The organism is Rhizobium sp. Rhizsp42, from assembly GCF_047304155.1.
Taxonomy (GTDB): Bacteria; Pseudomonadota; Alphaproteobacteria; order Rhizobiales; family Rhizobiaceae; genus Rhizobium.
The window spans coordinates 15993-36056 of the sequence record NZ_JBGLYS010000029.1 but is presented as its reverse complement, the minus strand read 5'-3'; the positions used below and the strand labels follow the sequence as shown (position 1 = coordinate 36056).

The 20064-nt window shown below is 62.1% G+C and carries 18 protein-coding genes; 5 read left to right on the top strand and 13 right to left on the bottom strand.

Annotated elements, in window-relative coordinates; translation table 11 throughout:
- Nucleotides 1-119: 119 nt before the first annotated feature.
- From ettA to ACCD05_RS23480, 3 genes are all read right to left on the bottom strand, one after another.
- Nucleotides 120-1769 carry an energy-dependent translational throttle protein EttA gene (gene ettA, locus ACCD05_RS23490; RefSeq protein WP_047505839.1) on the bottom strand — a complete coding sequence of 550 codons (1650 nt, stop codon included), beginning with the start codon at nucleotides 1767-1769 and terminating at the stop codon, nucleotides 120-122.
- Nucleotides 1770-1903: 134 nt separating this feature from the next.
- Nucleotides 1904-3712: a hypothetical protein gene (locus tag ACCD05_RS23485; protein WP_413395701.1), complete on the bottom strand. Its 1809-nt coding sequence runs from the start codon at nucleotides 3710-3712 to the stop codon at nucleotides 1904-1906.
- 74 nt (nucleotides 3713-3786) lie between these two features.
- Nucleotides 3787-4521 (bottom strand): ribonuclease T2 family protein, encoded by a 735-nt coding sequence (locus ACCD05_RS23480; RefSeq protein ID WP_413395699.1) that lies wholly within the window; start codon nucleotides 4519-4521, stop codon nucleotides 3787-3789.
- 155 nt (nucleotides 4522-4676) lie between these two features.
- Between ACCD05_RS23480 and ACCD05_RS23475 the strand changes: the two genes are divergently transcribed.
- The 4 genes from ACCD05_RS23475 to ACCD05_RS23460 are packed head-to-tail and all read left to right on the top strand — an operon-like array spanning nucleotide 4677 to nucleotide 9479.
- Nucleotides 4677-5615 (top strand): alpha/beta hydrolase, encoded by a 939-nt coding sequence (locus ACCD05_RS23475; RefSeq protein ID WP_413395697.1) that lies wholly within the window; start codon nucleotides 4677-4679, stop codon nucleotides 5613-5615.
- Nucleotides 5616-5649: 34 nt separating this feature from the next.
- Nucleotides 5650-6609, top strand: coding sequence for a DMT family transporter (locus ACCD05_RS23470; protein WP_413395695.1), 960 nt, complete (start codon nucleotides 5650-5652; stop codon nucleotides 6607-6609).
- Nucleotides 6610-6627: 18 nt separating this feature from the next.
- Entirely contained in the window at nucleotides 6628-7824 is a 1197-nt protein-coding gene (locus tag ACCD05_RS23465; RefSeq protein WP_413395693.1) for a CaiB/BaiF CoA transferase family protein, read from the top strand.
- Nucleotides 7821-9479, top strand: coding sequence for a thiamine pyrophosphate-binding protein (locus tag ACCD05_RS23460; RefSeq protein ID WP_413395691.1), 1659 nt, complete (start codon nucleotides 7821-7823; stop codon nucleotides 9477-9479). Before ACCD05_RS23465 ends, ACCD05_RS23460 begins: the two co-directional genes overlap by 4 nt.
- A gap of 88 nt (nucleotides 9480-9567) precedes the next feature.
- On the opposite strand, the gene ACCD05_RS23455 is transcribed toward ACCD05_RS23460, so the two are convergent.
- From ACCD05_RS23455 to ACCD05_RS23445, 3 genes are all read right to left on the bottom strand, one after another.
- On the bottom strand, nucleotides 9568-9909 hold the full coding sequence (locus ACCD05_RS23455) for a RidA family protein (protein WP_112427250.1): 342 nt from the start codon (nucleotides 9907-9909) through the stop codon (nucleotides 9568-9570).
- A 77-nt stretch (nucleotides 9910-9986) separates the two neighbouring features.
- Nucleotides 9987-10322: a TIGR01244 family sulfur transferase gene (locus ACCD05_RS23450; protein WP_413395688.1), complete on the bottom strand. Its 336-nt coding sequence runs from the start codon at nucleotides 10320-10322 to the stop codon at nucleotides 9987-9989.
- 84 nt (nucleotides 10323-10406) lie between these two features.
- Nucleotides 10407-11246, bottom strand: a complete 840-nt coding sequence (locus ACCD05_RS23445) for a DUF4432 family protein (RefSeq protein ID WP_413395686.1) — start codon at nucleotides 11244-11246, stop codon at nucleotides 10407-10409.
- Between the two features lie 242 nt (nucleotides 11247-11488).
- Between ACCD05_RS23445 and ACCD05_RS23440 the strand changes: the two genes are divergently transcribed.
- On the top strand, nucleotides 11489-12850 hold the full coding sequence (locus tag ACCD05_RS23440) for a L,D-transpeptidase family protein (RefSeq protein ID WP_413395684.1): 1362 nt from the start codon (nucleotides 11489-11491) through the stop codon (nucleotides 12848-12850).
- Nucleotides 12851-12871: 21 nt separating this feature from the next.
- Here the strand turns inward: ACCD05_RS23440 and ACCD05_RS23435 are convergent, their stop codons facing one another.
- The 7 genes from ACCD05_RS23435 to ACCD05_RS23405 all read right to left on the bottom strand — a co-directional run bounded on the left by ACCD05_RS23435 (nucleotide 12872) and on the right by ACCD05_RS23405 (nucleotide 20026).
- On the bottom strand, nucleotides 12872-13975 hold the full coding sequence (locus ACCD05_RS23435; RefSeq protein WP_413395682.1) for a helix-turn-helix transcriptional regulator: 1104 nt from the start codon (nucleotides 13973-13975) through the stop codon (nucleotides 12872-12874).
- Nucleotides 13976-14190: 215 nt separating this feature from the next.
- A complete protein-coding gene (locus ACCD05_RS23430; protein WP_018897531.1) occupies nucleotides 14191-14904 on the bottom strand; it encodes a ParA family protein in 714 nt (237 codons plus the stop codon).
- A gap of 242 nt (nucleotides 14905-15146) precedes the next feature.
- A complete protein-coding gene (locus tag ACCD05_RS23425; RefSeq protein ID WP_413395680.1) occupies nucleotides 15147-16298 on the bottom strand; it encodes an iron-containing alcohol dehydrogenase in 1152 nt (383 codons plus the stop codon).
- Nucleotides 16295-17680 (bottom strand): aldehyde dehydrogenase family protein, encoded by a 1386-nt coding sequence (locus ACCD05_RS23420; RefSeq protein WP_413395678.1) that lies wholly within the window; start codon nucleotides 17678-17680, stop codon nucleotides 16295-16297. The genes ACCD05_RS23425 and ACCD05_RS23420 overlap by 4 nt, the downstream gene beginning before the upstream one ends.
- A 16-nt stretch (nucleotides 17681-17696) precedes the next feature.
- Nucleotides 17697-18110: a type II toxin-antitoxin system VapC family toxin gene (locus ACCD05_RS23415; RefSeq protein ID WP_413395676.1), complete on the bottom strand. Its 414-nt coding sequence runs from the start codon at nucleotides 18108-18110 to the stop codon at nucleotides 17697-17699.
- A complete protein-coding gene (locus ACCD05_RS23410) occupies nucleotides 18103-18579 on the bottom strand; it encodes a helix-turn-helix domain-containing protein (protein WP_413395675.1) in 477 nt (158 codons plus the stop codon). Before ACCD05_RS23410 ends, ACCD05_RS23415 begins: the two co-directional genes overlap by 8 nt.
- A 79-nt stretch (nucleotides 18580-18658) precedes the next feature.
- A complete protein-coding gene (locus tag ACCD05_RS23405) occupies nucleotides 18659-20026 on the bottom strand; it encodes a glutamine synthetase family protein (RefSeq protein WP_413395673.1) in 1368 nt (455 codons plus the stop codon).
- Between the last annotated feature and the right edge of the window lie 38 nt (nucleotides 20027-20064).

The following is a 20064-nucleotide window of genomic DNA, read 5'->3' as shown; positions in this document are numbered from 1 at the left end:
CGTGCAAGCGGGATTTCGATCGGTTCACGAAATTCCCTGCGCAAATCGCGACATCGGCTCTCACAAAAAAGCCCCGGCGAACCGGGGCTTTTTCTCCAATCACTCTTCTGAGCAAAGGCTTATCGCGTCAGGCGCTTGTAGGCCTGGCTGCCCGGGTTCAGCGCGTCGGGGCCGAGGCGGCGAACCTTGTCTTCTTCGTAGTCTTCGAAGTTGCCTTCGAACCATTCGACATGGCCGTCACCTTCAAAGGCGAGGATATGCGTCGCAAGGCGGTCGAGGAACATGCGATCGTGGCTGATGATGATGGCGCAGCCGGCGAAGGCTTCGAGCGCGCTTTCCAGCGCACCGAGCGTTTCCGTATCGAGGTCGTTGGTCGGTTCGTCGAGCAGCAGAACGTTGCCGCCGGCCTTCAGCATCTTGGCGAGATGAACGCGGTTGCGCTGACCACCCGAGAGATTGCCGACCTTCTGCTGCTGATCGCCGCCCTTGAAGTTGAAGGCGCCGCAATAGGCGCGCGAGTTCATGTCGAACTTGCCGAGCTTGATGACTTCGGCGCCGCCCGAGATTTCTTCCCAGACGGTCTTGTTGCCGTCAAGCGCATCGCGGCTCTGGTCGACATAACCGAGATGAACGGTATCACCGATACGGATCGAGCCGGCATCCGGCTTTTCCTGACCGGTGATCATCTTGAACAGCGTCGACTTGCCGGCGCCGTTCGGGCCGATGATGCCGACGATACCGCCAGGCGGCAGCTTGATCGTGAGATCGTTGATCAGCGTGCGGCCTTCGAAGCCCTTGTTGATGCCTTCGAGCTCGATAACCACCTGGCCGAGACGCTCGGAGACCGGGATGATGATCTGCGCGTCGCCGGGGCGGATATTCTCAGCCGCATCGACCAGCTGTTCGTAGGCCTTGATACGAGCCTTCGACTTCGCCTGACGAGCCTTCGGGCTGGAAGCGATCCATTCCTGTTCACGCGACAGCGCCTTCTGGCGGCCGGCTTCTTCGCGGGCTTCCTGCTGCATGCGCTTGGCCTTCGCCTGCAGGTAAGCGGAGTAGTTGCCTTCGTAAGGAATGCCGCGACCGCGGTCGAGCTCGAGAATCCAGCCCGTGACGTTGTCGAGGAAGTAGCGATCGTGGGTAATCATCATCACGGCGCCCGGATAGTCGCGCAGGTGCTTTTCAAGCCAGGCGATGGTCTCGGCGTCGAGGTGGTTGGTCGGTTCGTCGAGGAGCAGCAGGTCCGGCTGCGAGAGCAGCAGGCGGCAGAGCGCGATACGGCGACGCTCACCACCCGAAAGCAGCGTGACGTCGGCATCCTTCGGCGGGCAGCGCAGCGCTTCCATCGCCATCTCGACCTGCTGTTCGAGGTCCCAGAGGTTCTGGCTGTCGATGATGTCCTGGAGCTTGGCGCCTTCGTCGGCGGTCTCGTCGGAATAGTTCATCATCAGTTCGTTGTAGCGGTCGAGCACGGCCTGCTTGTCGGCCACGCCTTCCATGACGTTTTCGAAGGCGTTCTTGGCCGGATCGAGATGCGGTTCCTGCTCGAGGTAGCCGACGGTCGCACCTTCGGCGAGCCAGGCTTCCCCGGTGAATTCCTTGTCCTGGCCGGCGATAATGCGCAGCACGGTCGACTTACCGGCGCCGTTCGGGCCGAGGATACCGATCTTGGCATCCGGGTAGAACGACAGGTTGACGTTTTCGAGGATCTTCTTGGCGCCGTAGGACTTGTTCAGTCCCGACATGTGGTAGATGAACTGACGTGCCATCGGTAATTCTGCTCCGGGGGAAATTGGTTTGCCGCTATGTAGGCGAATTGGCGCCCGGGGGCAACGCGCCAGCGGCAAAATCCACCCGCTTTGTCGCCGATCACCCGCAGTTTGCGCCTGAAAGTCAGCCCGCTCTATTGCAAGGCGGCGTGATCGATCCGGAAAAGCTGGAAATCGCTGCGTGTGGGCGGATTGACCCGCTCCAGCCCCGGCCAGCCATCCCCACGCGCCAATGCGGCATAAAGCGGCGCCTGCTTCGGATCGGCTTCGAGAGGAAAGCGGCAGACGGCGACATAGTCGAAAGGCGCCAGCGCTTCGCGGCGCAGCTGCGGGTCCGAGGTCATGAACGCCTGGAAGATCCGCTTCATTCCGGGCGAGGCACGATGGAACGGCATGGCGGCGACCGAAAAGCCCGATGGCGCCGCAAGGATCAGAGGCATGGCGATCCCTTGCGGCGCGGCGACGCGGCCCGGCGGGACGGTTTGAAGCACGGAGAAATCCTGCCGCTCGCACTCGCTCGCCACCATATAGTCGACCTCGTCGAATTTATGCTGAACCGACGGCACCAGCACGAAGAAGACACAAAGCGCGGCGGCAACCGCAGCAGCGGCAATCGCGGAAAGCCGGTACATTTTGTCGAAGGCCGGCGATTTCATTGTCATCGTCGCGATGACGGCGGGAAGGAACACAGGCATCAGCGCGATCGGAAAGCGAATGTTGCGCGTCACGAATAAGGTGAGAACGAGGGCGCCCAACGCCATGAGATAGGCGATTGCTGGTCCGAATGACCGCTCCCGCATTTTGAACAGCACCAGCGGACCGACATAAGCGCCGACGGCAGCCGTCAATGCCAGGAGCAGCAACAGATCATATTGACCGTTCTCGTAGAAATACCGGATGCTTTTTTCCTGCCATACCCGGTCGAACCACAGCTCCCGCGACACCGGGTCGATGATGCCGTAGGGCCCAGAAATGCAGGATGGAAAAAGGTAGGCGGCGACGACCAGAACGGCGACGGCCGGAATTGCCAGGGCAAGGAGCCGCATGAAAGGCCCCGCGCGGTCACTCTGGATCGCCACCCCCGCACCGAGAACCATGGAGAATGCCGACAGCAGGAAAATGTAAGGGGCGGAGAAGGCGTCGCATTGCGTCGAAACGGCAGCGGCGGGGCCGAGGAACGCCATGGCGGACACAAGCGTGACGATCACCATCGAGACGGATGCGGCGACAAGGACGGTGCGCACCCCGGCGACATTTCCGATGTAGCAGACAACGAGCCCGGCATAGGCGATCACGACGAGCGGAAGACACTCGAGACCGATCACCGTCGAGATCGCGGCACCCGCACCGATCATCAGCCCCCCTGCCCGATCCCATCGCACCAGCCCCGCGATGATCATCATGAGAGCGACGATCTGGACGTTATGGTGATCGATGCGCCCCGGCGTGAACTCCAGCACGCCCATGCTCATGAGAACGGTGGCGAGCATCAACGACAGCGTGAGCGTCGTTTCCGTCAGCGAGAACCCCGCAAGCAGGCGCCGTGCAGTCGTTGCGACCAGCAGGCAGCAGAGCGAGAGCAACATCGGCGGCCAGACCTGGAAGGCAACGGAGAGCGTCTGCGCGGTCGGCATGAAAGGCTGCAGCAACCAGGCGATTGCGACATAAGGGAGATCGACCAGCCGTGACCATGGCGACACGTAAGTCGCCGGCATCGAGATGAAGGGAAGCGACAGATCGAACCAGTGCCCCTGCGGGGACATCAGGTGCCGGATCTGGAGTTCGCGCAACTGATCGTCGATATCGCTGACGAACCTTATCCCATCAACGAGATCGAACAGCACCATTGCCAGGGCGGTCGCGTAAACGATCAGGAACATGCGCCATAACGGCATCTCGCCTGCAGCAGTCTGATCGCTTTCACATGCCACCATCTCGGACATCAGTCGCCACTCATGCTATTGGTCACCACCAGCCAGAGACGATAGACGTCAAAAATTGAGATTATCCTACGACCTCAAAATCCCGCCGCGTCGACGATCCCCTCGTTGCAGCCGAAGGATGTCCGCCCCGCGCCCTGGATAAGATCGCCGAGATCCCTGCCCTTCCCATCCGTCGCATCCGCTGAAAGCCCGATCGTCAATTCGCTGATGACGCGGTTGTTGCCGGCGCGGCGGCAGCTCATCTTTACCCGGTCGCCGGCGCCGGGGCCGAAGCTCTTGTCGAAGGCCGCCTTGATCGCATCTCCAGTCAGTGACTTGCCGATATTGGCGGCGAATAGTTCCTGGACGGCGGATCCGTTCAGATCTTCGATCAGCCGCACGGCATCCCCGAAATAGGCGTCGGCGCTCATGCCGGTGCAGGTGCCGTGCTTGGTCCATTCATGCCGCTCAAGCGCCGATTGCGTGCCGGGCATGACCTTATCGAGCGATGCCTTCGTCTCGGCCGAGAGCTTTACGTCCGGCAGGTCCCTCCAGTCGCCATCCTTGTCGGCGGAGCGATCGGCGTCGGAAACGCCGCAATAATCCTTGCGCATCGGCCAAAGCCCGTGCAGCGAGAAGTTCTTGGCGTCGTAGCGGTCGCTGCCCTGGCTGGCGCATTCGGCCTTGCGCTGGTTGGTCTGGCAGAAGGCCGGTTGCCAGCTGGCCGCGAGAATGAAGCGCGTGCGCCCGCCGCCCTCCTGCGCCAAGGCCGGGACGGCCATGATCGACAATAGGAACAATGCGATGACGCGAAAACCGAGATTGCCCATACCCATCCCCATGAAGGAACAATTCATGAACATCAAAGCACACGACGCATCAGCGGGCAAGCGGCAAAACGAGGCAAGCGAAAATCTCCGGCACAACCCGCCCTGCCTGTTGCATTTGGCGGATGTTCTGGTCTTCTCCCGCCACGGAGGAAATCATGTTTGCAGATACCCGGCGCCTCGACCATGCGGGCGCGTCCCTCGCCTATCACTATCAGCAGCCCGAAGGCACTGAGCGCGGCATTTTGCTGATCAGCCACGGCTTGGCCGAGCACTCGAAACGCTACCAGCACTTCGCGGAGATAATGGCTGCACGCGGCTACCACGTCTACGCCCACGACCATCGCGGCCACGGCGAGACCACCGCGCCGGACGCGCCGATCGGTCGCTTCGCAAGGCGTAATGGCGCGAGCTACGTCGTCGACGATATCGAGGCGATGCGCGACGAAGCCGCGACCGAGCATCCGGGCCTGCCGATCATTCTTTTCGGCCACTCCATGGGCGGGCTGATCGCCCTCAACGCGGCCGTCACCTACCCGCGAAAATTCGACGCCGTCGCCGTCTGGAATTCGAACTTCAACCCCGGCCTCGCCGGCCGCGCCGCGCAGGCGATCCTCTTGATCGAGCGGGCGCTCAAAGGCTCCGATGTCCCGAGCGACCTGCTGCCGAAGCTGACCTTCGGCACCTGGGCGAAATCGGTCGCCAACCGCCGCACGGATTTCGACTGGCTGTCGCGCGACCCCGAAGAGGTCGACAAGTATGTGGCCGATCCGCTCTGCGGCTTCGGCGCCTCCGTCTCGCTCTGGCTCGACCTCTTCGAACTGACGTTCCGGGCGCCGCAAAAAGAACATCTCGCCCGCCTGCCGACCGAGACGCCGATCCATCTGGTCGGCGGCGGCCAGGATCCGGCGACGGAGAATGGAAAAGCCATTCTCTGGCTGTCAAACCATTTGAAAACCCATGGCTTCTCCCGTATTAGCACTGAGATATATCAGGACATGCGCCACGAGACCTTGAACGAGATCGGCGCCGACGCCGCCATATCGGCATTCGCCGATTGGTGCGATCAGGCAAGCTCTCGGCCGGTGAACGGCTGATCCCGGTCCCCTACCCCAATCAGAGAATTCCGTCATGAGCAGCAACGCGGCACCCGGCACCAGCAACACCCCATCGGAAGTGATGATGGGGCTGATCCTGATGTTCATTTCGGTGCTGCTGTCGCCCATCATCGACATCTTTTCCAAGCTTGCCATCAGCACGGTCCCGTCCGGCCAGATCACCGCGGCGCGCTTCGGCCTGCAGGCGCTCTGCATGCTGCCCATCGTCCTCTGGCGCGGAAACCTCACCGACATCACCTGGAAGCAGAGCTTCTTCCACGCCATCCGCGGTGCCATCATCACCGTCTCGATGATCTCCTTCGTCACCGCGCTGAAATACATGGCGGTCGCCGATGCCATCGCCATCTTCTTCGTCGAGCCGATCATCCTGACGATCCTGAGCAGCATCTTCCTCAAGGAAAAGATCGGCTGGCGCAGATATACGGCCTGCGGCGTCGGCTTTTTCGGCGCGATCCTCATCATCCAGCCGAGCTTCCAGGAGGTCGGTTATGTCGCACTTCTGCCCGTCGTCTGCGCGGTCTGCATCGCCATTTCCGCGATGATGAACCGGGCGCTGGCGCAGCGCGAAGACCCGTGGGTCATGCAGTTCCACATGAGCCTCTGGGGCCTGCTCATCTGCGCCGTCCTGCTCTATCTCGGCCATGGCAGCGGCTCCGATATACTCGACCCCGTCATCCCCGACACCCGCGCCTGGCTCTATCTTCTCGGCGTCGGCGTCACAGCCGCGATCGCCGGCATCTTCGGCGTCTATGCCTATCGCTCGGCGCCGGCCTCGACGCTGGCCCCACTGCAATATTTCGAGATCGTCTCGGCCACGGCCTTCGCCTGGCTTGTGTTCGGCGACTTCCCGGATGCGCTGAAATGGCTCGGCATATCGATCATCATGGGCTCCGGCTTCTACATCATCTGGCGCGAGCGGCGCTTTGCATCGAAGCCCGTATCCGATACATCTGAGGAGACGCGGGCACCCTGATCTGATCGTGGGAGGAACATGACGCAGACCCAGCCTAACAAAGCGCCGCTCACAGGCATTCGTGTCATCGAGCTCGCGCGTGTGCTTGCCGGCCCCTGGGCCGGCCAGATGCTGGCCGATCTCGGCGCCGATGTGATCAAAGTCGAAAACCCCGATGGCGGAGATGATACGAGGCACTGGGGTCCCCCCTTCGTCGAGAGTGCCGATGGCGAGAACCTCTCGGCCGCCTATTACCACGCCGCCAATCGCGGCAAGCGATCCATTGTGGCCGATCTGCGCAGCGAGGAAGGCCAGGCGCTGGTCCGCCGGCTGGTCGCAACGGCCGATGTCGTCATCGAGAATTTCAAGCTCGGCGGCCTCGTCAAATACGGGCTGGATTACGAGAGCCTGCGCAAGATCAATCCCAAGCTCGTCTATTGCTCGATCACCGGCTTCGGCCAGACAGGCCCCTATGCAGGCCTTGCCGGCTACGATTACATCGTCCAGGGCATGTCGGGCTTCATGTCGATCACCGGCGAGCCCGATGGACAGCCGATGAAGGCGGGCGTCGCCATCGCCGATATCTTCACCGGCATCTACGCGGTCTCGGCGATCGAGGCGGCCCTCATCCACGCGCTGAAGACGGGCGAAGGCCAGCTGGTCGACATGGCGTTGCTCGATGTCCAGTCGGCGGTGCTTGCGAACCAGAACATGAACTACCTCATATCCGGCCGCCCGCCGACACGCCTCGGCAACGCCCATCCCAACATCTCACCCTACGAGGTCGTCCCCACCGCTGACGGCTACCTCATCCTCGCCATCGGCAATGACGGCCAGTTCCGCCGACTCTGCGCCATCCTGGATCTTCCAGGCATCGCCGACGACGAACGCTTCGCCACCAACAAGGCCCGCGTCGCCAATCGCGACGAGGTGAGACGGCTGGTCTCGACCGAAACGCTGAAATGGGCAAAGGCCGATCTTCTTTCCGCCTGCGAGGCGAACGCCGTGCCGTCAGGCGCGATCAACACCATCGAGGACATGTTCAACGATCCGCAGATCGTCGCGCGCGGCCTGCGCATCGATCTTGAGGATAGCGCCGGCACCGTCATTCCCGGTGTCAGGACGCCCGTCGTCCTGTCGCGGACGCCGCTCAGCTATGAAAGGCCCAGTCCGAGACTGGGAGAGCACCAGGAGGGGGTGCTTGCGGAACTCATCCAATGGGAGGGGAACAAATGAAACGGACAGGCGGAGAACTGATCGTCGAGGCATTGAAGGCAAATGGGGTGAAACGCCTCTCCTGCGTTCCCGGCGAGAGTTTCCTCGCCGTCCTCGACGCGCTCCATGACAGCGACATCGAGGTCATCGTCTGCCGCCAGGAGGGCGGCGCCGCGATGATGGCCGACACCTGGGGCCGGCTCACCGGCGAGCCCGGCATCTGCATGGTCACCCGTGGCCCCGGCGCCACCAACGCGACCGCGGGACTGCACATCGCAAAGCAGGATTCGATCCCGATGATCCTCTTCATCGGCCAGGTCCAGCGCGATGCCCGCGAGCGCGAAGCCTTCCAGGAAGTCGAGTTCCGCCGCGCGCTGACCGAATACGCCAAGTGGGTCGGCGAGATCGACGACGCGGCCCGCATCCCCGAATTCGTCACCCGCGCCTTCGCGCTCGCCACCTCCGGCCGCCCCGGCCCTGTCGTCCTGTCACTGCCCGAGGACATGCTGCGCGACATGGTCGAGGCGCCCCGCGCCAAGCGCTACTCGCGCGTCGAAGCTCATCCGGGCCGCAGCCAAGTCGACGACTTCTATCTGCGCCTACTGAAGGCCGAGCGCCCGATGGTGATCCTCGGCGGCTCGCGCTGGGATGCCGATGCGGTGGCCGACTTCAAGACCTTCGCCGGGCGCTTCAGCTTGCCGGTCGGCTGCTCCTTCCGCCGGCAAATGCTGTTCGATCATCTGCATCCTGGCTATGCCGGCGATATCGGCGTCGGCATCAATCCGGAGCTGGCGCGGGAGATCAAGGAGAGCGATCTGCTGATCCTGCTCGGCTGCCGCATGTCGGAAATGCCGTCCTCGGGCTATACGCTGATCGATATCCCCTACCCGCAGCAACAACTCGTCCACATCCATCCAGACCCGTCCGAGCTCGGCCGTATCTATCGCCCGGATCTCGCCATATCAGCCAGCCCGCAGGACTTCGTCGCAGCCCTTGCCGATCTCGAGGCACCCACGCAAGCGCGATGGGCGGATCGCACCGAGCGCATGCATCAAGCCTATCTCGCCTGGTCGACGCCGCCGCAAACGGGACCCGGCGACGTCCATATGGGCCCGATCATGGCATGGATCGAAGAGAACACGCGGCCCGACGCCATCTTCACCAACGGCGCCGGCAACTATTCGACATGGCAGCACCGCTACCACCGCTTTCGCCAGTTCAACACGCAGGCGGCCCCGACCTCGGGCTCCATGGGCTACAGCGTCCCCTCAGCCGTGGCCGCCAAGGCGCTGTTTCCGGATCGCGAGGTGATCTGCTTTGCCGGCGACGGCTGCTTTCTCATGCACGGCCAGGAATTCGCCACCGCCATCCGCTACAAGCTGCCGTTCATCACCCTTCTGATCAACAACGGCATGTACGGCACGATCCGCATGCATCAGGAGCGCGAATATCCCGGCCGCGTCAGCGGCACCGGCCTCACCAATCCCGATTTCGCAGCACTTGCCCGCGCCTATGGCGGCCATGGCGAGACGGTGGAAAGGACCGAGGACTTCGCCCTCGCCTTCGAACGCGCCCGCGAAAGCGGCCTGCCCGCTATCATCGACATCAAGCTCGATCCGGAGGCGATCACCCCGACGCGCACGCTCTCGGAAATCGCGCAAACAAAAAGCCGGTGAGACCGTGAGCTGTCCCCGGCGCTGGAGATATCCAGCGTCCGGGGCAGTTCACATGCTCACCGGCTCTCAAACCGCAACGGAAACGATCTTAGATCGCAGCCGTAACGATGAACTCGACCTTGTACTTCGGAGCGGCCAGCTTGGCTTCGCTGGTGGCGCGAGCCGGCGTGTTGGCCGGGTCGACCCAGGCTTCCCAGGCAGCGTTCATTTCGGCGAAGTCCGAGATGTCGGAGAGGTAGATCAGCGTCTGCAGGATCTTCGACTTGTCGGAGCCGGCAGCGGCCAGCAGGCGATCGACTTCACCGAGCGCGTCCTTGCACTGGTCGGTCACGGTTGCGCCTTCGCCAACCTGGCCGGCGAGGTAAACGGTGTTGCCGTGGATGACCGCGCCGCTCATGCGGGCGCCGGCGTCGATACGCTTGATGCTCATGGTATTCTCCTTGTCATGAAATGAAAGAGGCGCCGCACCTCAAGCGCAGCGCCGGACTTTACAGCCCGCGCCTTGGATCAGGTGCGGATGTGATGGGTCTGATAGATCGCCGTCGAGCGGGCGCCGGAGCGGCAGTAGCCGAGCATCGGGCGCGGGAATTCGTCGAGCGCGTCGACCATGCCGGCGACAGCCTCTTCCGTCACGCCCATCGGGCCGACGGGAACGTGAGCGATCTCGAGGCCCAGCTCCTTGGCCCGCGCCGCGATATCGGCGAACGGGGTCTGGTCCATGCTTTCCTGGTCCGGACGATGGCAGACGATGGACTTGAAGCCCATGGCCTTGATCTCGTCGAGCTCATCGACCGTGATCTGGCCGGAAACCGAATATTCGTCGTCGATCTGGCGGATGTCCATCGCAAATACTCCTGAAATTATGGGCTGAATGACTACGCCGCCCGATCAAAGCCGTCAACCGCGGATCACTGTGAAAACCGCCACTTAGACGAAAGCAAAGCTGAGCCCGTACTCGCGGCTTTCGCCGGGCTTGAGCATGTTGAATTCACCGGCTTCCTGAAGCTCCGCGCGCGGCACCCAGCGATGCGAGACCGGCTCGATGCCGAGCACATCGGCCGGCGCCGTCTGGTTGCGCCAGACCTGCAGATGCGGCAGCGTATCGGCCTTCACCCGCACCCGCAGCGTTTTGCCGCCGATTGAGGCCATCGGCCCAAGCCGCACTTCCGCCAGGCCATCGCGCGTCGCCGGCGCTTCCACGCAGAAGATATCGCCGCCATCCTTGCCGAAACGCCAGGGGAAGCCGCCGCCCTCAAGCATTGCGCCTTCGAGCCGCGTGCCCTCGTCGAACCATTTGCCGCCGATGTTCATATGATACATCAGGAACGTCGGCACGGTCTGGTCGCTGGTGTTGATCACCTTGTCCTTCAGATGCGCCTCGCCGGTCTTGCCGTCGATAAACCAGTGGCGCTCGATCCGGGCAGGCAGCCCTTCGACGGTCACGATGTCGATATCGGCGCGGCATTCCGCATTGCCGTTTTCGAACTTCGTCCAGAGCACCTTGGCGGCATGGCCAGCGGCCGAACCGTGCAGCGGAAAGACCTTGCCGTCGGAACGGCCGGGGATCGGTTCGCGATGGCGGATGTGGTCTGGCCCGCAGGTAAACAGGAACCCTTGCACCGAATGCGAAATGCGCGCATCTCCGTCATCGGGAACGGCCTCCTTCGGCGCGATATCGATGCCTTCAATCACGCAGCCGCCGATATCCATCAGCGATGTCTCGTCCAGCATCAGCTTTGGCCCGGTCGCTGCGGCGAATTCCATCATGATCCCGTCTCCCCCTCAAAATGAACTTCCGTAGGGTTAGGCGGCACCCGCTGTTTCGTCAATCCAAGGTGTCGCCACCGCCAACGAGATTTTGATTGGAACCAGCTGGCCCTCTCAAATGTTTATGAGTAAAGGGAAATTTATTGGTTTTTTCATTTTTTGTTCAGCACGATTTCATAAATTCCACACTAGCGTCAAAATTCGCGGGTGTGTGTCGCCAAGTCACTGAAGGATACGAAGACGTGAATCGCTTTCTGAAATCGGCATTATCTGGGACCGTTATCGTGCTGGCCATGTCGGCTGCGGTTCAGGATGCGTCCGCGCAACAATATCGCCGCCAGGGCAGCGTCGTCTTCGTCACACCGAACGGCGAGATCCTCGATTACATGCCTCAAGGCAGCGGCTACACCCGCGATCGCGCCGGCAACCGCGTGCTGGTCGACGGCTACGGCAACATCATCGCCACCGAAGCGCGTTCGCGCGGCTACTATCCGCCGCCGCCCTCGCGCCAGGTCTACGGCCGCGATGTCTACAACAACGACCCCTATTACAGCGAAGACCAGTACGGCGACACGCGCTATTCCGAGCGCGGTGCGGTCACGGGCGCCATCCCGCGCGAGGCATCGATTGATCGCCAGCAGCTGGATCAGCCCTATCCGCAGAATGACGGCGACTACGCATCGATCGATCCTGACCAGCAGCAGCCGCAGGTCACCCAGCCGACCCGTCCGGCCGATCCCGTCATCACGCTGAAGAACAAGTCGAAATCCGAGATCGTCGCCCTGCAGGTCTTCCTCGACCGCGCTGGCGTTTCGCCTGGCGCCATCGATGGCCACATGGGCGCCAACGTCACCAAGGCCGTCTACGCCTACGAGCAGATGACCGGCGAAACGCTCGATCCGAACAATACCGACGCGATCCTTGAGCAGTTGCGCATGTCCGGCGGCCTGCCTGTCGTCAGCTACACCATCACGCCCGCAGACGCGGCCGGCCCTTACGTGGCCGAAATCCCCGAGGATTATGCGCACAAGTCGCAGATGACCTCGCTTGCCTTCACCTCCGTCACGGAGGCTCTGGCCGAACGCTTCCACATGGACGAAGGCTTCCTGAAGGAGCTGAACGCAGGCGCCGACTTCACCGTCCCCGGCACCATCATCAAGGTGGTCAATCCCGGTGAGGTCAAGACCGGCAGTGTGGCCCGCATCATCGCCGACAAGGGCAAGAAGCAGGTTTTCGCCTATGACGCCTCCGGCAACCTGATCTCCGCCTACCCGGCCTCGATCGGCTCCACCGACACGCCCTCGCCTTCGGGCACGGTGACGGTCGAGCGCGTCGCCTTCAATCCGGGCTATACCTACAATCCGAAGATCAACTTCCAGCAGGGCGCCAACGACAAGATCCTCAACATACCGCCGGGCCCGAACGGCCCTGTCGGCACCGTGTGGATGGCGCTGTCGAAGCCCACCTACGGCATTCACGGCACGCCCGAACCCTCGAAGATCGGCCGCACCCAGAGCCACGGCTGTATCCGCCTGAGCAACTGGGACGCCACGGAGCTCGCCAAGATGGTCAAGCCCGGCGTCACCGTCGAGTTCGTCGACTGATCACACGCTATTGCCAAAGCGTTAGTTGTTGCGGCGCGCCCGTTCGCTGAAATAGACGAGCCGCAACAATTCCGACTGCGAATTGACGCCCGTTTTCGCAAATACCGACTTCAGCTGGCTGCGGATCGTCTCGCGCGACCGATTGCTCTCGATGGCGATATCGGTGATCGACGATCCATGCAGCAGCCCCTGCATGATCTTCATTTCTGCCCTGGTCAGCCCGAACTTGCCGCCAAGCCCCGGCACATCCATCGCCACGGGCTTGGCTGATGGTTCGATGATGATCGCGATGCTCGGCGCATCGAAGAATTGAATGCGGGCACTCTTCTGCAGACGAACGAGGGTAAGCTTGACGCCGTTCACATCAAGCACCTGCTGCCGCTCGCCGTCACGCCATTGCGACAGCAATCGACCGAGGCACGCATTGGCGTCGGCATCGGCGAGCCAGACCTTTCCCTGCAGATCGAGCCGCACGGACCGCCCCTCGGTCAGCGCCTGCTCACCGACCGCGCTGGCCGACAGCAGCTTGCCGCCGTCCCCGACCAATAGGACGCCAACGCCGATCGCGTCGAACAGTCGACCACCGAGCTCATCGGCGCTTTTTTCGCCCTTTCCAGCCTCAAAATAGCGCACCGCCCGGTGCAGATGCGGCGCAAGCCGGGTGAAGGTATCGGCGTAAACCCTGTTGTCCTCCGGTCCGCCGTTTGCGATCGAACTCGAGATATTGAACATCCGGCCGTCACGCTTCACCAGCGCCATGCCGATGGCGGTCTCGCCGCATTGCTTCCAGAAGTCGTTGTAGAACTCTGTCTTCACGAACTGCTCACGCGGCAGCAACTCCTCGGACAGGAAGCCGCGCCACATCGGCATCACGCTCATGGCCGGCGCCCAGGGGTTTATGCTCGCGAAATGATCAGAATAACTTTCGACCCATTCATCGCTGAAACCCTTGTCTATATGAGACGCGCCCTCCGCCCGCATCGGGTCGTGGTAGAACAACGTGGTCTTGCCGCCGGGAACGATCTCGTTCCACCGACCAAGAAACATGTCCCAGGTGGCCTCGCCGAAAATGACACCGTAGATGGTGTCGACCAGACTGTCATAGGTATCTTCAGCGACGATCATTGTTCCCCCGGCAAGTACCCGCATCGCAGGCGAGGTTACCAGTGTAAAGCTTCTGGAAACAACGAAAATTACCCTTTTCGGGTGATACCCACCTGAGGGAAAAACAGGCAGTGATGCAGAGATACATGGTCGCGTCGAAACGAGGAGACCGATCTTGCATCAATGAAAATGCGCCCCAGCGGACCGGGGCGCATTTTCAATCATAAAATGAGTGATCAGGCAGCCGAACGGATCAGCGGACCGGTCATGCGCGCCGCGGCAGGCAGTCTCACCGGCAACTTGCGCATGATCTCCTCGGCGAAACAGAGGGCGTTCTCGCGCGCCTTGTCGAGGTTGCTGGCGCGGGCCGGATCGAGCGTGTGCAGCGTGCCACCGCAATCGAAGATATCGCGGAAGGCCGAACGCTCGATGATCGCGGTATCGAGCACCGGCACCTGCCGCTGGTTGAGCAGCGTCTTCACGATCGCGAGCGCCCGTGTCGTCACCATCGAGTTGACGCGCGTCAGCACCACGGAGTGACCGATGCGGATACCGGCCTTCTCATCGAGATACTGCAGCAGCTCCAGCACCTGTGCCCCACCACGTGCATCCATGGCGCAGCCCTGGATCGGGATCAGAACGTGGTCCGAGAGACCGATCGCCGTGGCCAGCATCGGATTGCGGGCGCCCGGCAGGTCGATGATGAAATAGTCGGTGTTGTGCTTGTTTTCGGAAATATGCTGCGGCAGCGATGCCGAGGTCACGAAATCGATCACGGAGACGTTGGGCACGTGGCCGGAGATTTCGTGCCAGCGCGAAATCCAGTGCTGCGGATCGGCATCGAGAATGGTGACCCGGTAGCCCTTGCGGGCAAGCTCGGTGGCCAGCAACAGAACAGCGGTGGTCTTCCCGGCGCCGCCCTTGGTATTTGCAAATGTGATGACTGCCATATTCGTTCCTCGGGGGGAAATGTCGTGAGCCGGGATCGCTCTGTTGCGCACATCGGGATGCATCGTGCGGTTACTGCATCCTTTCCAAACATGGTTAACAATATCTAAACAAGGCATCCGAAATTCCGGTCCGCATTTCTTGCAGCAGCCGTGGCCACTTCGCCTGAACGTCCTGCGCCACACCAAAAAAGACCCGGAAAGCGCAGTGCTTTCCGGGCCAAATCTCAGGTCCGCATTTTGTATCAGAAGCAGTCCTTGAACAGCGCCTTTGTGTTCTCGAGCGTCATCGCGACAGGGTTTCCGCCAGCGCTCGGGTCTTCGATCGCCATCGCCGAGAGTTCATCGATTCGATCCGGCTTGATTCCCATCGCCGAAAGGCTCTCGGGCACGCCGAGTTCGGAGCGCAGCTTCAGCACGTAATCGTAAAACCCGTCGAAGCCGCCGGAGATGCCGAGATAGGCGGCAGCGCGTGCGATCTTGTCTTCGATGACTGCGCGGTTGAAGCGCAGCACGGCCGGCATCACAACGGCATTGGTCATGCCGTGGTGCGTGTTGTAGACGGCGCCGATAGGATGCGACAGCGCATGGATGGCGCCGAGCCCCTTCTGGAACGCGACCGCACCCATGGCAGCGGCCGACATCATGTTGGCGCGGGCTTCGAGATCCGTACCTTCCTTATAGGCGCGCGGCAGGAACTCCTTGACCAGCCGCATGCCTTCAAGCGCGATGCCCGCCGACATCGGGTGGTAGAAGGGCGAGGAATAGGCTTCCAGGCAATGCGCGAAGGCATCCATGCCGGTGCCGGCGGTGATGATCTTCGGCATACCGACTGTCAGTTCCGGATCGGCGATGACGACGCCGGGCAGGAACTTCGGATGGAAGATGATCTTCTTCACATGCGTTTCGGAATTGGTGATGACGCTGGCGCGGCCGACTTCCGAGCCGGTGCCCGCCGTCGTCGGCACGGCCACGATCGGCGCGATGCCTTCGACCGAAGCGCGCGTCCACCAGTCGCCGATATCCTCGAAGTCCCACACGGGACGCGTCTGGCCGGCCATGAAGGCCACGCACTTGCCGAGATCGAGGCCCGAGCCGCCGCCGAAGGCGATGACGCCGTCATGGCCGCCATCCTTGAACGCCTTGACGCCGGCCGCAAGGTTCTTCTCGTTCGGGTTCGGATCGACATCGGCGAAGATCGCCCGGCCAAGCCCGGCCGCTTCGAGAATGTCGAGCGCGTTTGATGTGATCGCCATCGACGCCAGGCCGCGATCGGTGATCAGGAGCGGCCTCTTCATGCCGAGGCTCTTGGCGGCGTCCGCCAGTTCCTTGATCCGGCCGCGGCCGAGCTTGAATGAAGTCGGGTAGCTCCAGTTGGCTGTGATATGCGCGCTCATGCTGTCACTTTCTTCAGATGGTAGGATTTCGGACGCGTCAGGTTCTGGAAACCGATGATCGACAGCGAGCCGCCACGGCCGGTTTCCTTGACGCCGGTCCAGCACAGTGCCGGATCGAGATAATCGGCGCGGTTCATGAACACGGTGCCGGTTTCGATCTCGCGACCAAGCCGCCCTGCCCGCTCGGCATCCTTGGTCCAGAGCGAGGCCGTCAGGCCGTACTGGCTGTCGTTCATGAGCGCCAGCGCCTCGTCGTCGCTCTTCACCTTCATGATGCCGACAGCGGGACCGAAGGTCTCCTCGCGCATGAAGGCCATCGAGTGATCGACATTGACGAGGATCTGCGGTGCGAGATAGGCACCGCCGTCATCCTGAGGGAACAGCTTCGGATCGACCAGGGCCTTGGCGCCCTTCCCGACCGCATCGGCGATCTGCTCGCGCACGACCTTGGCGAAACGCTTGTTCGCCATCGGGCCGAGCGACGTTTCCGGATCGAGCGGATTGCCGAGCTTGTAGTTCGAGACCCATGCGACCGACTTCTCGACGAAGCTGTCATAAAGCGATTCATGCACATAGATGCGCTCGATCCCGCAGCAGCACTGCCCCGAGTTATACGTCGCGCCATCCATCAGCGTATCGACCGCCGCATCGAGATCGGCGTCTTCCATGACGTAGCCCGGGTCCTTGCCGCCGAGCTCGAGGCCAAGGCCGGTAAACGTGCCTGCCGCCGCCCGCTCCATCGAGCGCCCGCCTTCGACAGAACCGGTGAAGTTCACGAAATTGAAGCTTCCGGCCGCGATCAGCGCCGATGTCGTCTCGTGGTCGAGAACTACGTTCTGGAAGACATCCTCGGGAACGCCGGCCTCGACGAAGGCCTGCACCAGCCGCTCGCCGACGAGAAGCGTCTGCGAGGCGTGCTTCAGCACAACCGTATTGCCCGCCATCAGAGCCGGCGCGATCGTGTTGATCGCCGTCATGTAGGGGTAATTCCACGGCGCCACGACGAAGACGACGCCATGCGCTTCGCGCTCGATGCGGCGCGCGAACTTGTCGCTTTCTTCCACGACCAGCGGCGCCAGCGCATCGGCGGCGATCGAGGCCACGTAGTTGGAGCGCTCGTTGAAGCCCTTGTACTCGCCGCCATAGCGGATCGGCCGACCCATCTGCCAGGCAAGCTCGGGCACGACGACGTCGGACATCTCGTTCAGCCGCGCAGCACCCTTCAGCACCAGCTGGACGCGATCTTCCAGCGGCCGCCGCGCCCAGGCCTTCTGCGCCTTGCGCGCCCGCGCCACGACCTCCTTCGCCGCCTCCAGCGGCAGCGCCGGACGCTCGGCGTAAACCGATCCGTCGATCGGCGATATGCATTGAATTACAGTCATTTCCAAACTCCAGTCATTAACAGGCCATCGTGCGGACATGCCCCGCGACGCCATAGGAAAGGATCGCGCGGTCGCGCGTGATGATGGTCAGGTCGTTCTCCCGCGCCGTGGCGATCAGGATGCGGTCTGCGGGATCGTTGTGAACGGGCTGCGGCAGAAAAGACGACGCGACAAGCGCCTGCAGAGAAACATCAGCGGTCTGCGCTCCGATCAGTTCCATAGCGTCTTCAAACCAGGACATCGCATCCTTCGTCGTTGGCAGCCGCCCCTTGCTGATCAAAATCCCAATCTCCCACGCCGACATAGACGAAACAAACAGACCACGCTTTTCACGTCCACTACTAAGCGCAACGTTCGCATCTCTGCTGAGTGGCGCTCCCTCGACAAGCCAGAGAACCGTGCAGGTATCGAGGAGGAAGCGGTCAGTCATCGTCGTAGACTTTACCCCAATCCGGATCGGCGGGCGCGGTCAGATCAACCCCCGGCATAATGGTCAGCGTCCCCTTCATGCATCCCCAGGCCGGGTGCACCTCGATCAGCGTTCCATCCTCCAGCTCCATCCAGCGCTTGCCATCCTTGTAGATGACGTCGTCCTCCGTAAACATCTTGACGGGCGGCTCGTCGGGCAAAACCGGTGCGGTGCCGCCGCCCTCATAGCCCGCCTGCTTCTTCTCCGCGAAACCGGCGGCATCGCCACGTCGATGCGCTGCCACCTCCTCCAACGGAAGGCCAAGATAATCCGCGATCTGGTCCTGCTCGTCGGCGCTCATCTTCCGCTCGCCGCTCAACATGCGCGACACGGCGCTCGGATCAAGCCCCATGAACCGGGCCATGTCTCGAAGCGAAGCGTCGCGCTGTGAAAGCTTTTCGTAGAACCATGCGCTGTCGATCACACCCATGTCGATCTCCTCTGGAAACGCCGGAGCACATTAGCACAATGCGACCAACGCAACAATCAGAGCGAGTGTTGCGATTATCTCATGCTCGCTCGAATCCGCGCGCCACCTCCCAGTCCGTGATCCTGCGGTCATACTCCTCTTGCTCCCACTCCGCCGCCCGGGTGTAGTGGTCGATGACGTCCTCGCCGAAAGCATTGCGCAGCATCTTGGACTTTGTCATCGCCGTGGTCGCGGCCCTGAGCGTGCGCGGAATTTCGCGGACCTTGCGCGCGCCATAGGCGTCGCCGACGAAGGGCGCTTCCAGCTCCATCTTGTTCTCGATCCCGTCGATCCCGGCGGCCAGCAGAGCGGCGAAGGCGAGGTACGGATTGAGGTCGGAGCCGCCGACGCGGCATTCGATGCGGATCGCCTTGGTGCCGTCACCGCAGAGGCGATAGCCGGCCGTGCGGTTGTCCTTGCTCCAGATCGCCTTGGTCGGCGCGAATGTGCCGGCCATGAAGCGCTTGTAGGAGTTGATGTAGGGCGCCAGGAAATAGGTGATCTCGCTGGCATGCGCGAGCAGGCCGGCAATGTAGTTTTCCATCAGGCTGGACATCCCGTACTTACCCTTGTCGTCGGCAAACAGCGGCGTCTTGCCATCGGCGCTCCACAGCGACTGGTGGATATGCGAGGAGCTGCCGGCGGCATTGTAGTGCCACTTGGCGAGGAAGGTGATCGCCTTGCCCTTGGACCAGGCGATTTCCTTGCAGCCGTTCTTGATGATCGAGTGACGATCGGCCATGGCGAGCGCATCGGCGTAGCGCACGTTGATCTCCTCCTGGCCCGCCGAAGCCTCGCCCTTGGAGTTCTCGACGGGAATGCCGGCGCCCTGCAGCCCGGTGCGGATCGCCCGCATCACCTCTTCCTCCTTGGTGGTCTGGAAGATGTGGTAATCCTCGTTATAGGCGCTGGCGAGCTTGAGGTTGCGATAGCCGGATGCCTGCGCGGATTCGTAGGTCTGGTCGAACAGGAAGAACTCGAGCTCCGAGGCCATGAAGGCCTTCATGCCCATGTCTTCCAGCCGCTTGACCTGCTTCTTCAGGATCGCGCGCGGCGAATGCGGCACTTCCTCGTGGGTGTGGTGGTCGAGCAGGTCGCAGAGCACAAGGGCTGTCCCCTCAAGCCACGGAATGCGCCTCAGCGTCGAGAGATCCGGCTTCATGGTGTAGTCGCCGTAGCCCTTTTCCCAGCTGGTCGCCTTGTAGCCGGAGACGGTCTCCATCTCCATGTCGGTGGCGACGAGATAGTTGCAGCTGTGTGTTTCCTTCCAGGCGCTTTCGACGAAGTATTCGGCCTGGAAACGCTTGCCCATAAGCCGCCCCTGCATGTCGACCTGGCATGCCAGCACGGTATCGATGCGTCCGTCGGCAACGTCCTGCTTCAGATCGTCGAGAGTATAGATGCTCATATGGACCTCCCCATAAATTTAAACTGAAATCGGGCCAA